14 protein-coding genes are annotated in these 15635 nt (G+C 65.0%); 13 read left to right on the top strand and 1 reads right to left on the bottom strand.

What is annotated here, in order from left to right; translation table 11 throughout:
- Positions 1 to 12 precede the first annotated feature (12 nt).
- Positions 13 to 1152, top strand: coding sequence for a YbfB/YjiJ family MFS transporter (locus WKW80_RS14885; protein WP_340364339.1), 1140 nt, complete (start codon positions 13 to 15; stop codon positions 1150 to 1152).
- Positions 1153 to 1185: 33 nt separating this feature from the next.
- On the opposite strand, the gene WKW80_RS14880 is transcribed toward WKW80_RS14885, so the two are convergent.
- Positions 1186 to 2085 (bottom strand): LysR family transcriptional regulator, encoded by a 900-nt coding sequence (locus WKW80_RS14880; RefSeq protein ID WP_340364338.1) that lies wholly within the window; start codon positions 2083 to 2085, stop codon positions 1186 to 1188.
- Positions 2086 to 2209: 124 nt separating this feature from the next.
- Here WKW80_RS14880 and WKW80_RS14875 point away from each other — a divergent pair, with 124 nt between their 5' ends.
- From WKW80_RS14875 to rbfA, 12 genes are all read left to right on the top strand, one after another.
- Entirely contained in the window at positions 2210 to 3364 is a 1155-nt protein-coding gene (locus tag WKW80_RS14875; RefSeq protein ID WP_340364337.1) for a muconate/chloromuconate family cycloisomerase, read from the top strand.
- 11 nt (positions 3365 to 3375) lie between these two features.
- On the top strand, positions 3376 to 3666 hold the full coding sequence (gene catC / locus WKW80_RS14870; RefSeq protein ID WP_340364336.1) for a muconolactone Delta-isomerase: 291 nt from the start codon (positions 3376 to 3378) through the stop codon (positions 3664 to 3666).
- A 49-nt stretch (positions 3667 to 3715) separates the two neighbouring features.
- Entirely contained in the window at positions 3716 to 4636 is a 921-nt protein-coding gene (locus WKW80_RS14865) for a dioxygenase family protein (RefSeq protein WP_340364335.1), read from the top strand.
- Positions 4637 to 4783: 147 nt separating this feature from the next.
- The gene (benA, locus tag WKW80_RS14860) at positions 4784 to 6157 is read left to right on the top strand and encodes a benzoate 1,2-dioxygenase large subunit (protein ID WP_340364334.1); all 1374 of its coding nucleotides are present in this window, start codon (positions 4784 to 4786) and stop codon (positions 6155 to 6157) included.
- Positions 6157 to 6642, top strand: coding sequence for a benzoate 1,2-dioxygenase small subunit (gene benB, locus WKW80_RS14855; protein ID WP_340364333.1), 486 nt, complete (start codon positions 6157 to 6159; stop codon positions 6640 to 6642). Before benA ends, benB begins: the two co-directional genes overlap by 1 nt.
- Positions 6643 to 6664: 22 nt before the next feature.
- Positions 6665 to 7681, top strand: a complete 1017-nt coding sequence (gene benC, locus WKW80_RS14850; protein WP_340364332.1) for a benzoate 1,2-dioxygenase electron transfer component BenC — start codon at positions 6665 to 6667, stop codon at positions 7679 to 7681.
- On the top strand, positions 7678 to 8466 hold the full coding sequence (benD, locus tag WKW80_RS14845) for a benzoate diol dehydrogenase BenD (RefSeq protein ID WP_340364331.1): 789 nt from the start codon (positions 7678 to 7680) through the stop codon (positions 8464 to 8466). The genes benC and benD overlap by 4 nt, the downstream gene beginning before the upstream one ends.
- 41 nt (positions 8467 to 8507) lie before the next feature.
- The gene (locus tag WKW80_RS14840; protein WP_340364330.1) at positions 8508 to 9872 is read left to right on the top strand and encodes an MFS transporter; all 1365 of its coding nucleotides are present in this window, start codon (positions 8508 to 8510) and stop codon (positions 9870 to 9872) included.
- A 285-nt stretch (positions 9873 to 10157) separates the two neighbouring features.
- Positions 10158 to 10751, top strand: coding sequence for a ribosome maturation factor RimP (rimP, locus tag WKW80_RS14835; protein ID WP_340364421.1), 594 nt, complete (start codon positions 10158 to 10160; stop codon positions 10749 to 10751).
- A 17-nt stretch (positions 10752 to 10768) separates the two neighbouring features.
- Complete coding sequence (nusA, locus tag WKW80_RS14830) at positions 10769 to 12253, top strand: transcription termination factor NusA (protein WP_340364329.1); 1485 nt, start codon at positions 10769 to 10771, stop codon at positions 12251 to 12253.
- A 24-nt stretch (positions 12254 to 12277) separates the two neighbouring features.
- The gene (gene infB / locus WKW80_RS14825; RefSeq protein WP_340364328.1) at positions 12278 to 15241 is read left to right on the top strand and encodes a translation initiation factor IF-2; all 2964 of its coding nucleotides are present in this window, start codon (positions 12278 to 12280) and stop codon (positions 15239 to 15241) included.
- A gap of 21 nt (positions 15242 to 15262) precedes the next feature.
- Positions 15263 to 15634 (top strand): 30S ribosome-binding factor RbfA, encoded by a 372-nt coding sequence (gene rbfA / locus WKW80_RS14820; protein WP_340364327.1) that lies wholly within the window; start codon positions 15263 to 15265, stop codon positions 15632 to 15634.
- The last annotated feature ends 1 nt before the right edge of the window (position 15635 follow it).

Genomic DNA, 15635 nt, shown 5'->3' with positions numbered 1-15635 from the left:
GCATTGGCATGCATGGTGACCCTGGCGGTGGCGTTGGGAATCGGGCGCTTTGCGTTCACTCCGATGCTGCCGGTGATGCTGGCGGAGGGAAAGCTCGATCTCCAGGGCGGCGGCCTGCTGGCTTCATTGAACTACCTGGGGTACTTCGTGGGGGCGCTGTCGTGTGCGGCGATCCGCCTGCCGCCGGTCGCCATGGTGCGCGGCGGATTGATCGCCACGGCGGCGCTGCTGCTCGGAATGGGCCTGTTGAACGACTTCCTGGCCTGGGGCCTGCTGCGCGGCGCGGCCGGAATCGTGAGCGCATGGGTCTTCGTGTTCGCTTCGGGCTGGGGACTTCGGCGGCTGGCGGAGACGGGGGCGCCGGCACTCGGCGGCGTGATCTATGCCGGACCCGGCATCGGCATTGCCGTCACCGGCCTGCTGGGCGGCGTGGTGGGCCGATGGGGTTCCACGGCGGCATGGATCGGCTTTGGCCTGGCCGCGCTCGCGCTGGTCGCGGTCATCTGGCGTGTGTTCGACGATGGCGCTGTGGTCGTTGCGAGCGCCGCGCCGCCCGTGGGGCCGCCTGCTGCAAGCGCGTTGGCCGCGGCGCGCAGCGACGCGCGCTGGCTGGTCGCGCTCTATGGCGTGGCCGGCTTCGGCTACATCATCACCGCGACTTTCCTGCCGGTGATTGCCCGGCAGGCCTTGCCGGGCTCGCCATGGCCCGACCTGTTCTGGCCCTTGTTCGGCCTGGCCATCGTGCCCGGCGCGATCATCGGCGCGCGCATGTCGTCGCGTTGGGACAACCGCTTGCTGCTGGCCGCCGGATGCGCGTTGCAGGCGCTCGGCGTGTTGCTGTCGGTGGTCTGGCCGACGATCGCGGGCTTCACGCTGGGCAGCCTGTTGCTGGGCATGCCGTTCACCGCCATCACGCTGTTCGCGGTGCGAGAAGCGCGCCGTCTGCGCGGCAACGCGGCCGCCGGCCTGATCGGCTACGCAACCGCCTCCTATGGCGTGGGCCAGATCGTCGGCCCCCTGTTCGCTGCGCCGCTGGCGCACGCCACGGGCAGCTTCGCCGTACCGCTGCTGGTGGCCGCCGGGGCGCTCATGGTCGGCAGCGTGCTGTTTGCGATGGTCTGGTGGAAGGCGACGTCGAGGCACGTACGCTGAGTCGGCCCGTGCCGAAAGGCGGCCGGATCCCGCTCACGCCATGGTCGATGTCGGCAATGCCCGCACCATGCCTCGAAGGTACGTCGTCAGCTCCGATTCGTCGTTGCGGCGCCTGTTCATGACCACGGGCGTCGACACGCCTTCATCGTCCAGGGGCAGGTAGAGCACGCCCTCTCGGTGCAGGTTCTGCACCGACTGCGGCACCAGCGCATAACCGAGGCCGGCGACCACCAGGCCGATGGCAGTCTGCACCTCGTTCGCCTCGAGCGCGATCGTGGGCTTCAGCCCGCGCGATTGGAACATTTCGAGTACCTGGTCGGCATAGCTCGGCCGCGGCTTGGCGGGATAGAGCAGCAGCGGCTCCGTGGCCAGCTTTGCAAGGCTGATCTTCTTGTGGCGGACCAGGCGATGGTTCACCGGCAACGCGACCATCAACGGCTCCTTCCGCACCAGTTCGCCGACCACGTCATCGTCGTCGAAGTTCAGCCGGCCGAATCCGACGTCGATACGGCCAGCCTTGAGCGCTTCCACCTGCTGCAGCGTCGTCATTTCATAGAGATTCAATTCCACGGATGGCTGCGCTTCGCGGAACTGCCGGATCACATCGGGCAACTTGCCATAAAGCGTGGAGGGCGCGAAGCCGATGCCGAACCAGGTGCGCTTGCCGCCGGCGATGCGCGCCGTTGCGGCCTGCACTTCGGTCATGCGGTCGAGTATCTGTTGCGCCTGGATCTGGAAGAAGCGGCCCGCCGGTGTAAGGCGCAGCGGGCGGGCGCTGCGGTCCAGCAGCTCCGCGCCGAGTTCGTCTTCGAGCGAGCGGATCTGCCGGCTCAAGGGGGGCTGCGCGATGTGCAGTTTCTCGGCTGCGCGGCTGAAGCTCAGCTCGCGCGCGACAGCGGCGAAGTAGCGCAGGTGACGGAGTTCGAGATGCATTGGGAGGCTCCTGAACGAGAAGACGGCGGGTCAGTGAAAACCCCATGGCTCCATACCTTGAAGGTATTTTGCCGGACCCATTCGATATTGGACCAGAGGCTTCGTGAAGAGGAACATTCAGCCCATGAACACGAGCCCCACCATTCAATCCATCGAGGCCATCCTGGTCGACCTGCCGACCATCCGCGCCCACAAGCTGGCGATGACCACCATGATGCGCCAGACGCTCGTGATCGTGCGTCTGGTCTGCAGCGACGGCCTCACCGGCATCGGCGAGACCACCACCATCGGCGGCCTGGCCTACGGCGAGCAAAGCCCCGAAAGCATCAAGAGTGCGATCGACACCTACATCGCGCCCCTGCTCGTCGGCGTCGATGCAACCCGCGTGAATGTCGCGATGCAACGCGTCTCGGCTTCGGTGCAGGGCAATTCGTTTGCCAAGTCAGCGATTGAAATCGCGTTGCTCGACGCGCAGGGCCAGCGCCTCGGCCTGCCGGTGCATGCGCTGCTGGGCGGCGCGATGCGTGATTCGCTCCCAGTCCTCTGGACGCTCGCCAGCGGCGACGCCACACGCGACGTCGACGAGGCACTGGCCTTGATCGAAGCCCGCCGACACAACGTCTTCAAGCTGAAGATCGGCAGCCACCCGCTCGCAGAAGACATTGCCCATGTGCAGGCCATCCGCCGCGGCCTTGGCGACGACGTGATGCTGACCGTCGACGTGAACCAGGCCTGGGACGAAACCACGGCAGTGCGCGGCATCGCCGCACTCGAAGCCATCGGCGTCGGCCTCATCGAACAGCCGGTGGCGCGCCGCAATCGTCGGGCGCTGAAGCGGCTCGCTGCCCGCTTCGACGTGGCCATCATGGCGGACGAAGCGGTGCACGACGCCATCGATGCCTTCGACCTGGCCGCCGACGCCGCAGCCGATGTCTACGCCCTGAAGATCTCGCAGGCCGGAGGCTTGTGGCCCACCTTGCGCGCCGCCGCCATCGCCGACGCGGGCGGCATGGGCATCTACGGTGGCACGTTGCTCGAAGGCAGCGTCGGCAGCATCGCCGCCGCCCATGCGTTCGCCGCATGTCCGACGCTCGCCTGGGGCACCGAACTGTTCGGCCCGCTGCTGCTGAAGGACGACGTCGTCGTGCAGCGCCCCGAATACCGCGACTTCGAATTGCAACTGCCGCAGGTGCCCGGCATCGGCGTGCAACTCGACCTCGACAAGCTCGCCTACTACCGCCGCGACCGCGCGTCGCAAACCGTCGCCGTCACCGCCTGAGGACCACGAACATGCTTTTCCACGTCGAAATGACCGTCAACCTTCCGCACGACATGCCGCCGGCGCAAGCCGACCAGCTGAAGGCGAGCGAGAAGGAAATCGCTCAAGGCCTGCAGCGCGACGGCGTCTGGCGCCACCTGTGGCGCATCGCCGGCCGCTACGCCAACGTCAGCATCTTCGACGTCGCGGACAACGCAGCGTTGCACGACACGCTGATGACGCTGCCCCTGTTCCCCTACATGGACATCGTCGTAACGCCGCTGTGCCGCCACGGCTCGTCCATCCGTGAAGACGACCGCTGATCCGTTTCCCCTCATCCCCCAACCCCACGATCCCAAGGAAGACAACGCCATGAACGAACTCACCCAAACCCAACTGCTCGAACGCGTCACGCATTCGAACCGGCCCGACGGCAACCCGCGCGTCCAGAAGATCACCGCGCGCATCGTCGGCGACCTGTTCCGCGCCATCGACGACCTCGACATCCAGCCCGACGAGTTCTGGGCCGGTGTCGACTGGCTCTCGCGCCTGGCTTCGAGCGGGCAGGCCGGGCTCATCACCGCAGGCCTCGGCTTCGACCGCCTGCTCGACATCCGCCTCGACGAGGCCGATGAACGGGCCGGCCGCGAAGGCGGCACGCCGCGCGCCATCGAAGGCCCGCTCTACATCGCCGGCGCCCCGCTGTCGAAGTATGAAACGCGCGTCGACGAAGAAGGCGAAGAGCAGCGCGGCGAAACGATGGTGATGGAAGGCCGCGTGCTCGACATCAACGGCAAGCCGGTGGCCGGCGCCATCGTCGACGTGTGGCATGCCAACGAACTGGGCCGCTACTCGCACTTCGATCCGGACCAGGCCGAGTACGCATTGCGCCGCCGCATCGAGACCGATGCGCAGGGCCGCTATCGCTTCCGCAGCTTCCTGCCGCCGGGCTATGCGATCCCGCCGAACAGCCCGACCTCCGAACTGTTCAGCGCCATCGGCCGCCACGGCAATCGTCCCGCGCACATCCACTTCCTGGTGGTCGCACCCGGCCTGCGCACGCTGACGACGCAAGTCAATGTGCCCGGCGACAGCTTCATCGACGACGACTTCGCCTTCGCCACGCGCGACGGTCTGATCCTCAAGCTCGAGCGCAACACGCCCCCCAAGGGCTACGAATCGCTCGGCGTGACGACCCAGTTCACCCGCGTGCCTTTCGACTTCGTCATGCAGCCGGCCGCCGACGAAAGCGAAGCCGATCCTCTGGCCCGCGTGGCGCGCGCACTGGCTTGACCTGAGCCCCTCCTGTGCCGGCGCGTGTCGCCCGGCCAGGAGCTTTCTCCCGATACCGATCGTCGATGGTGAAGCAGCGTGCTTCGGCTTTGCGACGACCCCCTTTCAAGCAAATCGCCAAACCGCACACCTTTCTGGAGACACAACATGATCCCAATCTATCCCGTCAAGTCCACGCCGGATCTCTCGAAGCTCGATGCCTTGCTGGAGGACGATCCGGTCACTCACAAGTACCGCCTCGACCGTTCCGTCTTCACCGACGAGCAGTTGTTCGACCTGGAGATGAAGCACATCTTCGAAGGCAACTGGGTCTATCTGGCCCACGAGAGCCAGATCGCCAACGTCAACGACTACCTGACCGTCTACGTCGGCCGCCAGCCGGTGGTCATCACGCGCAGCAAGGACGGCAAGCTCAACGCGCTGGCCAACACCTGCACGCACCGCGGCGCCATCCTGTGCCGCCACAAGAAGGGCAACAAGTCCAGCTTCACCTGCCCGTTCCACGGCTGGACTTTCAACAACGCCGGCAAGCTGCTGAAAGTCAAGGACAACAGCGCGGAGGCCGGCTACCCGCCCAGCTTCAATTGCGAAGGCAGCCATGACCTTGCCAGGCTCGGCGCCTTCGAGAACTACCGCGGCTTCCTGTTCGGCAGCGTCAACCCCGACGTGGTGCCGCTGAAGGAACACCTGGGCGAGGCCGCAAAGATCATCGACATGATTGTCGACCAGTCGCCCGATGGGCTGGAAGTGCTGCGCGGCGCATCGACCTACACCTTCGACGGCAACTGGAAGCTCGGCGCGGAGAACGGCGCCGATGGCTACCACGTGTCGTCGGTGCACTGGAACTACGCGGCCACCACCAGCCGCCGCAGCGTCGACGGCAAGGTCGACACCGTCAAGGCGATGAACGCCGGCAAGTGGGCTCAGCAAGGTGGCGGCTCGTACACCTTCAAGCACGGCCACCTGCTGCTGTGGACCAACTGGTCGAACCCGGAAGACCGGCCGCTGTATTCGAAGCGTGACGAGTGGATCGGCAAGTTCGGCGAGGCGCGCACCGATTGGATGCTCGGCAAGTCCCGCAACCTTTGCCTGTACCCCAACGTCTACCTGATGGATCAGTTCAGCTCTCAGATCCGCATCGTTCGACCGATCTCGGTGAACAAGACGGAGGTGACGATCTACTGCATCGCACCGAAGGGCGAAGCGCCCGAAGCACGCACGCGGCGCCTGCGCCAGTACGAGGACTTCTTCAACGCCACCGGCATGGCCACGCCCGACGACCTGGAGGAGTTCCGCTCCTGCCAGCACGGCTACGGCGCACGCGCCGTGAAGTGGAACGACATGAGCCGCGGCGCGACGCACTGGATCAAGGGCCCGGATGCCGCAGCCGACCTCATCGACCTCAAGCCGGACATGAGCTGCGTGAAGACCGAAGACGAGGGCCTCTACATCGGACAGCACGAGTACTGGCTCGACACCATGAAGAAGGCCGTCGTCGCCGAGTCGGAAGGAGCGCTGTGATGCTTTCCTACCAAGCCATCCAGTCCTTCGTCTATTCGGAGGCCCGCGCACTCGACGAACACCGCTGGGCCGACTGGCTCGCCTGCTATGCCGACGACGCCGAATTCTTCATGCCCTCGTGGGATGACGACGACAAGCTCACGACGGACCCGCAGAACGAGGTGTCGTTGATCTATTACCCCGACAAGCAGGGCCTCGAAGACCGCGTCTTCCGCATCCAGACCGAGCGCTCCAGCGCCACGATGCCCGACACCCGCACGGGCCATGCGATCAACAACCTCGAAGTGCTGTCGCAGGACGACAAGCAATGCGTCGTGTCCTTCAACTGGACCACGCACAGCTTCCGCTACGACATCGTCGACGTGTACTTCGGCAGCTCGCAATACACGCTCGACACGAGCGGGGAGAAGCCGCTGATCAAGCGCAAGTACGTCGTGCTGAAGAACGACTACATCCACCACCTGCTCGACATCTATCACATCTGAACACGGGGACAAGGAGACAACCATGACCTACAACATCGCCCTGCAGTTCGAGGATGGCGTGTCGCGCATCATCCCGTGCGAGCCCAACGAACTGGTCGCCGACGCGGCCTACCGAGCCAAGATCAACATCCCGCTGGACTGCCGCGACGGCGCCTGCGGCACCTGCAAGTGCCATTGCGAGAGCGGCAGCTTCACGATGGGCGACTACATCGAGGATGCGCTCGCCGACGACGAGGCCGCGAACGGCTACGTGCTCACCTGCCAGATGAAGCCGACGTCCGATTGCGTGGTGCGCGTGCCGGCTTCGTCGGCTGCGTGCAAGACGGAGGTGGGCGCGCATGGCGGCAAGCTGACGAAGATCGAGCGCGACTCGGCAACGACCGTCTCGTTCGCGCTGCAGGCAGAGCGGCCGCTGGCATTCCTGCCCGGCCAGTACGTGAACCTGATGGTGCCGGGCAGCAAGCAGACGCGCTCGTATTCCTTCAGCTCCGCACCCAACTCATCCGAGCTGGCCTTCCTGATCCGCGACGTGCCCGACGGCCTGATGAGCACCTACATGCGCAAGCAGGCGCAGCCCGAGGACTTCATGATGTTCACCGGGCCCTACGGCAGCTTCTACCTGCGCCCGGCGGTGCGCCCGATCCTGATGCTCGCCGGCGGCACCGGCCTTGCGCCTTTCCTGTCGATGCTGCACTGGCTCAAGGACAACCCGACGGACCACCCGATCCGCCTCGCGTACGGCGTGAACACGAACGACGACCTGGTCGAACTCGAAACCCTGTGCGCCTTGAAGGCCAGTCTTCCGGACTTCGATTTCTTTTCCTGCGTGGTCGACCAGGCGAGTGGTCATCCGAAGCAAGGCTACGTCACCAACCACCTCTCCGGCGATGACCTCCACGAGGGCAACGTCGACGTCTACGTTTGCGGCCCGCCACCGATGGTCGAGGGCGTGCGCAAGTGGATGTCCGGTGTCGGTGTCACGCCCAAGAGCTTCCACTTCGAGAAGTTCTCGTCGGCCAACGAAGCGGTGGCAGCATGAGCCGCGCACGCTTCAGCAACAAGGTCGTCATCGTCACCGGCGCTGCGCAAGGCATCGGCCGCGGCGTCGCCCTGAAGGTGGCTGCCGAAGGCGGCACCGTGCTGGCCGTTGACCGCGCCGACATCGTCAACGAAGTCGTGGCGGAGATCGAGGAGGGCGGCGGCACTGCGTCAGCCTTCCAGGCCGACCTCGAAACTTTCGCAGGCGCGCAGGCCATGGTGGCGGAATGCCTCGCCCGGTTCAAGCGCGTCGACGTGCTGATCAACAACGTCGGCGGCACCATCTGGGCCAAGCCCTACGAGCACTACGAGGAGGCGCAGATCGAGGCCGAGATCCGGCGCTCGCTCTTTCCGACGCTGTGGTCATGCCGCGCCGCATTGCCTTTCATGGTCCGGAAGAAGCGCGGCGTGATCGTCAACGTGTCGTCGGTCGCCACGCGCGGCGTGCATCGCGTGCCCTATTCGGCGGCCAAGGGCGGCGTCAACGCTCTGACCGCATCGCTGGCGATGGAGCACACGCACAATGGCATCCGCATCAATGCCACGGCCCCGGGCGGCACCGACGCGCCGCCGCGCCGAGTGCCCCGCAACGCATCGAAGGCCAAGCCCGGACGCCAGGAGACCGCCTGGTACCAAGGCGTGGTCGACCAGACGGTCGATTCCAGCCTCATGCACCGCTACGGAACCATCGACGAGCAAGTCGCGCCGATCCTGTTCTTCGCTTCCGACGAGTCGTCCTACATCACCGGAACGGTGCTGCCTGTCGGCGGCGGCGATCTCGGCTGAGCCGCCCATCGACATCCCGAAAATCCAACGAGAGACAAGCCATGCGCCACATCGACCTGCACAAGCTGTCAGACGAAGCCCGCTTCAACGGTTTCCACGGAAAGGTGCTCTTCTGGTGCGCCCTGATCATCATCTTCGACGGCTACGACCTGGCCGTCGCCGGCATCGCCTTGCCATCGATCATGAAGGAGATGGGCGTGAGCCCGACCAACGCGGGCTTCATGGTGAGTTCGGCGCTGTTCGGCATGATGTTCGGCGCCATCTTCCTGGGCACCATTGCCGACAGGATCGGCAGGCGCCGAGCCATCGCGACGTGCATCGCCCTATTCAGCGTCTTCACGGCCGCCGCGGGCCTGACGCATGAGCCCGTGACGTTCAGCGTGATGCGCTTTCTGGCGGGCCTCGGCATCGGCGGCGTCATGCCGAACGTCGTCGCACAGATGACCGAGTATTCGCCCCGCAAGATCCGCAGCACCATGGTCACGCTGATGTTCAGCGGCTACGCAGTCGGCGGCATGCTGGCTGCACTGCTCGGCAAGGGGTTGATCGAGGCCTACGGTTGGGCGTCGGTCTTCCTGGCCGCCGGCCTGCCAGTCTTGTTGATCCCCTTCATCCTGCGCTCGATGCCGGAGTCGATGCCGTTCCTCATCAAGGCGAAACGGATCGATCAATTGAAGGCGATCGCAAGCCGCCTCGATCCGGGCTACCGCGCGGGCGCGACGGACACTTTCGAGTTGCCGCGCGAGGACAAGGCCGACAGCGCGCCGATCGGCCGGCTGTTCCAGGAGGGGAGGGGATTCAGCACCGTCATGTTCTGGATCGCCTTCTTCATGTGCCTGTTCATGGTCTACGCGCTCAGTTCATGGCTGACCAAGCTGATGGCCGGCGCCGGCTACAGCCTCGGTTCGGCGTTGACCTTCGTTCTGGTGCTGAACTTCGGCGCCATGCTGGGCGCGGTCGGCGGCGGCTGGCTGGCCGATCGCTTCCACATCAAGTACGTGCTGGTGGGGATGTACGCGTTGGCCGCGGTCTCGATCACGCTGCTGGGCTATCGGGTTCCGACGGAACTGCTGTTCCTGCTCGTCGGCCTGGCCGGCGCGTCGACCATCGGCACCCAGATCGTCACATATGCGTACGTTGGCCAGTTCTATCCGATGGCGGTGCGCGCTACCGGCATCGGCTGGGCGTCCGGGGTGGGTAGAAGCGGCGCCATCCTGGCTCCCATCGCGATCGGGTCGCTGGTCGGCATGGCGCTGCCGCTGGAACAAAACTTCATGGCGATTGCGATTCCGGCGGTGATCGCGGCGATTGCGGTCGCGCTGATCCAACACGGTCGGTCGACTGGAGCGCACCAAAAGGGAGAAATTGCACCGGTTTCAGTGCAACCGGCATTGGCCGGGGAGTAGCGTAGTTACAAATTGCAAACGGCCACTCGAAACAACCTGTTGCAAACACGCCCCCTCGGCTGCCAAGCGCCCTGAAGGCGCTGTCAGAGCCGTCATTGAGTCCTTTAGCAGCAACATTTGAAACATAACTGGCATATAATTCGAGGCTCACGACCAAACGGGCGGGTACCAACCGCCCGTTTTTTTTGGTCGATCGATTATCGACACTGCTGCACGGTCAACGGTCAAGGCGGCGCCCGGAGCAGTGTCAGGCACAGACACACAACTCAAGGCGAATTCGAACACGTGGCATTGCAGCAGACAGTGGAACAAACCGTTGCCGGACTCGGCTACGACCTGGTCGAGATCGAAAGATCCGCAGGGGGGCTGCTGCGCGTCACGATTGATTTGCCCTGGAATGGCCTCAATTCAGGAACTGTGGCCGGCGCGCCCGAACCGTTCGTGACGGTCGAGGACTGCGAGAAGGTCACGCGGCAGTTGCAGTTCGCCTTGGAAGTCGATCAGGTCGACTACAAGCGCCTCGAAGTGTCCTCGCCGGGCATTGACAGGCCGCTGCGGCACGAGAAGGATTTCGAGCGTTTCGTCGGCGAAGTGATCGACCTGACGCTCAAGGCGCCGATGGGCGCTGCAGCGGGTGGCCAGGTGTCGGCCAGCCGGAAGAAGTTTCGGGGCACGCTGGAGCGTGCCGAGTCGGGTGGATGGCAAATCGTCTGGAGCGATGCCCCTGCACCCAAGCCAGGACAAAAAGTGAGCAAGAAGCGAGAGCCCGCACCGTTGCAGGCGCTCGGCTTCGCATTGGACGAACTGCGCGACGCGCGGCTCGCGCCAATCGTGGATTTCAAGGGCCGTAAGGCCAAAACCGGCGGGTCGCCGGACTGATCGAGGAGCGTAGTGGCATGAATCGCGAAATGTTGATGTTGGTGGATGCGATCTCGCGGGAGAAGAACGTCGAACGTGACGTGGTGTTCGGCGCGGTGGAATCCGCATTGGCGCAAGCCACCAAGAAACTTCACCAGGGTGACGTGGACATTCGTGTCGCCATCGACCGCGACAGCGGCGTCTACGAAACCTTCCGCCGCTGGCACGTCGTCCCCGACGAGGCCGGCCTGCAACTGCCCGACCAGGAAATCCTGCTGTTCGAAGCCAAGGAAGAAATGCCCGACATCGAGGTCGACGAGTACATCGAGGAATCGGTGGAATCGGTGCCGATCGGCCGCATCGGCGCGATGGCCGCCAAGCAGGTGATCCTGCAGAAGATCCGCGACGCCGAGCGCGAGATGCTGCTGAACGATTTCATGTCGCGCGGCGACAAGATCTTCGTGGGCACCGTCAAGCGCCTGGACAAGGGCGACATCATCGTCGAGGCCGGCCGCGTCGAAGGCCGCCTGCGCCGCAGCGAGATGATCGCCAAGGAAAACCTGCGCAACGGCGACCGCGTGCGGGCCATGATCATGGAAGTCGACCTGACGCTGCGCGGCGCGCCGATCATCCTGTCGCGCTCGGCGCCCGAGTTCATGATCGAACTGTTTCGCCAGGAAGTGCCCGAAATCGAACAGGGGCTGCTCGAGATCAAAAGCTGCGCCCGTGACCCCGGTTCACGCGCCAAGATCGCCGTGCTCTCGCACGACAAGCGTGTCGACCCGATCGGCACCTGCGTCGGCGTGCGGGGCACCCGCGTGAATGCCGTCACCAACGAACTGGCCGGCGAGCGCGTCGACATCGTGTTGTGGAGCGAGGATCCGGCGCAGTTCGTGATCGGCGCGCTGGCTCCGGCCAATGTGAGCTCGATCGTGGTCGACGAGGAAAAGCACGCCATGGACGTGGTCGTCGACGAGGAAAACCTCGCCATTGCCATCGGCCGCGGCGGCCAGAACGTGCGCCTGGCTTCCGACCTCACCGGCTGGAAGATCAACATCATGGACGCCAACGAATCGGCGCAGAAGCAGGCCGTCGAAACCGACGCCAGCCGCAAGCTGTTCATGGAAAAGCTCGACGTCGACGAGGAAATCGCCGACATCCTGATCTCCGAAGGCTTCACCAGCCTCGAGGAAGTGGCCTATGTGCCGATCTCCGAGCTGCTCGAAATCGAGAGCTTCGACGAAGACACCATCAACGAACTGCGTTCACGCGCCAAGGATGCGCTGTTGACGATGGAAATCGCCAAGGAAGAGAACGTCGAGACCGTCTCGCAGAACCTGCGCGACCTCGAAGGCCTCGACGCAGAACTCATTCCCAAGTTGGCCGCGGCGGGTGTCCACACCCGCGACGACCTGGCCGACCTCGCGGTCGACGAACTCACCGAGATCACCGGCCAGAGCGCCGATGACGCCAAAGCCCTCATCCTGAAAGCCCGCGAACATTGGTTCGCCGGCCAGGCTTGACGGTCATGGAGGCTCAAAGCACATATGTCCAGCACCACAGTCGCCGAGTTCGCGAACGAACTCAAAAAGACCCCCGAAATCCTTCTTGACCAGCTCAAGAGCGCAGGCGTGCCCAAAGCGGCCGCGACCGATGCGCTCACCGAGTCGGACAAGCAGCGCCTGCTCGGCCACCTGAAGGCCAGCCATGGCACTGTCGAGCCGGAGCGCAAGAAGATCACCCTGGTCAAGAAGTCGACCAGCGAGATCAAGCAGGCCGACGCCACCGGCCGCGCGCGCACCATCCAGGTGGAAGTGCGCAAGAAACGCACCTTCATCCAGCGCGATGAGGCTCATGCACCCGCGCCCGAGGCGCCTCCGATCGAAGCGCCGGTTGCACAAGCCCCTGCCGCACCCCAGATCGACGAGGCCGAATTGGCCCGCCGCGAGGAAGGCGCGCGCCGCCAGGCCGAGCTGATCCGTCGCCAGGAAGAAGAGCTGGTCGAGAAGCGCCGTGTGCGCGAAGAGGCCGAGGCCCGTGAACGCGAGCAGGCTGAGCGCGCCGAGAAGGCTGAAAAGGCCGAACTGGCCGAGCAAGCCGCCAAGGCGGAAGCTGAAGCAGTCGCCAGGCAGAAGGAGAAGGAAGCCGCGGCTCCCGTCGCACCCGCAAAGAGCACTGCCAAGGCCGTCGCTGCCGAGGAAGCTGCAAAGGCTGCCGCCGCCAAGGCCGCTGCTGACAAGGCGGCTGCCGACGCCGCGGCTGCACAAGTCAAGGAAGACGCCAAGGCCAAGGCCGCCGCCGATTCGAAGGCGCGTGCAGACGAAGAAGCGGCCCGCGCCAAGGACCTGGACGAACGCCGCCGCAAGGCGCTGGCCGAGGCCGAAGCCATCCGCGCCATGATGAATGCACCGGCCCGTGTGCTGGTGCCGCACAAGGCGCCCGAGAAGGAAGCGCCAAAGCCGGCCGTCAAGGGCACGCTGCACAAGCCTGCCACGCCCGCCGCGCGTACTGGCGCACCTGCTGCGGCAGCACCGGGCGCGGCTCCGGCCGCACCGGGCACCAGCAAGGACGTCAAGTCCGCCAAGCTCTCGTCGAGCTGGGCGGGCGATCCGGCCAAGAAGAAGGAAATCAAGACCCGTGGCGACGCCAGCGGCGGTGTTGGCCGTGGCAACTGGCGGGGTGGTCCGCGCGGCCGTCGCGGCAATGACCGCGGAGGCCCGGAAGAGCATCAGCAAGCCGCACCGGTGGAAGCGCGCGTGCTCGAAGTGCACGTGCCAGAAACCATCACCGTTGCCGAACTGGCGCACAAGATGGCCGTCAAGGCGCAAGAGGTCATCAAGCAGTTGATGAAGCTCGGCATGATGGCGACCATCAACCAGTCGCTCGACCAGGACACCGCCATGATCGTGGTGGAAGAACTGGGCCACAACGCGGTCGTTGCCGCGCTGGACGATCCGGAAGCCTTCACCGACGAGGACGTCTCGGCTCAACAGGCCGAACTGCTGCCGCGTGCACCGGTCGTGACCGTCATGGGCCACGTCGACCACGGCAAGACCTCGCTGCTCGACTACATCCGCCGCGCCAAGGTCGCGGCGGGCGAAGCCGGCGGCATCACGCAGCACATCGGCGCCTATCACGTCGAAACGCCGCGCGGCACGGTGTCCTTCCTCGATACCCCGGGCCACGAGGCGTTCACCGCCATGCGTGCCCGTGGTGCGCAGGCCACCGACATCGTCATCCTCGTGGTGGCGGCCGACGACGGCGTCATGCCGCAGACCAAGGAAGCCATCAAGCATGCCAAGGCGGCCGGTGTGCCGATCGTGGTCGCGATCAACAAGATCGACAAGCCCGACGCCAATCTCGACCGTGTCAAGCAGGAGCTGGTGGCTGAAGAAGTCGTTCCAGAAGAATACGGCGGCGACGTGCCGTTCGTGCCGGTGTCCGCCAAGACGGGCGCAGGTGTCGACAGTCTGCTTGAACAGGTGCTGCTGCAAGCCGAAGTGCTGGAACTCAAGGCGCCGGTCGATGCCGCTGCCAAGGGCCTGGTCATCGAAGCTCAGTTGGACAAGGGCCGCGGCCCGGTCGCGACCGTGCTGGTTCAGTCCGGCACGCTGAAGACCGGCGACGTGGTGCTGGCTGGTTCGACCTTTGGCCGCGTGCGCGCCATGCTCGACGAAGACGGCAAGTCCATCAAGGTGGCCGGCCCGTCGATCCCGGTGGAAATCCAGGGTTTGACCGAAGTGCCGCAAGCGGGCGACGAGTTCATGGTGATGGCCGACGAGCGCCGTGCGCGCGAAATCGCGACCTACCGCGCCGGCAAGTTCCGCAACACCAAGCTGGCCAAGCAACAGGCTGCGAACCTGTCGAACATGTTCACCGACCTGTCGGCTGGCGAGGTGCAGACGCTGCGCATCATCATCAAGGCCGACGTGCAAGGTTCACAGGAAGCTTTGGCGCAGTCGCTGCTCAAGCTGGCGACCGAAGAAGTCAAGGTGCAGATCGTCTACGCGGGCGTCGGCGGCATCAGCGAAAGCGACATCAACCTCGCGATCGCTTCCAAGGCTGTGGTCATCGGCTTCAACGTCCGTGCCGATGCCGGCGCGCGCAAGCTGGCCGAAGGCAACGGCGTGCAGCTGAACTACTACAGCATCATCTACGACGCCGTGGACGAGGTGAAGGTGGCGATGTCCGGCATGCTGGCGCCCGAGCGCCGCGAAGAGGTCATTGGCTCGGCGGAGATCCGCACGGTGTTCGTCGCGTCGAAGATCGGTACGGTGGCGGGTTCGTACATCACGTCGGGCCATGTCACGCGCAGCTCGCATTTCCGCCTGCTGCGCGACAACGTCGTGGTCTACACCGGCGAGATCGATTCGCTCAAGCGCATGAAGGACGACGTGCGCGAAGTCCGCGAAGGCTTCGAGTGCGGTATCAAGCTCAAGAACTACAACGACATCAAAGAGGGCGATCAGCTCGAGTTCTTTGAGGTCAAGGAAATCGCGCGTACGCTGTAAGCAACGAACGAACAGCCCGCCGTGCCCAAACGCAAAGCCGCCGCTCCCAACCGATCGTTCAAGATCGCCGATCAGATCCAGCGTGACCTGACGGAGTTGATCGGGCGCGAACTGAAGGATCCGCGCGTGGGCATGGTGACGCTGCAAGGCGTCGAGGTCACGCCGGACTACGCGCATGCGAAGGTGTACTTCAGCGTGCTGACGGGCGACCCGGTGGAGACCACCGAGGCATTGAACCAGGCCGCGGGCTTCCTGCGCGCCGGCCTGTTCAAGCGCCTGCACATCCACACCGTGCCGACGCTGCACTTCCTCTTCGACCGGACCACCGAGCGTGCCGCCGACATGAACAAGCTGATCGCGCAGGCAGTCGCCTCTCGCTCGAAAGAGGAGTAGC

This window comes from Variovorax humicola, assembly GCF_037889915.1.
Classification (GTDB): Bacteria; Pseudomonadota; Gammaproteobacteria; order Burkholderiales; family Burkholderiaceae_C; genus Variovorax; species Variovorax humicola.
The sequence above is the reverse complement of the archived record's forward strand: the minus strand, read 5'-3'. Positions and strand labels throughout refer to the sequence as shown.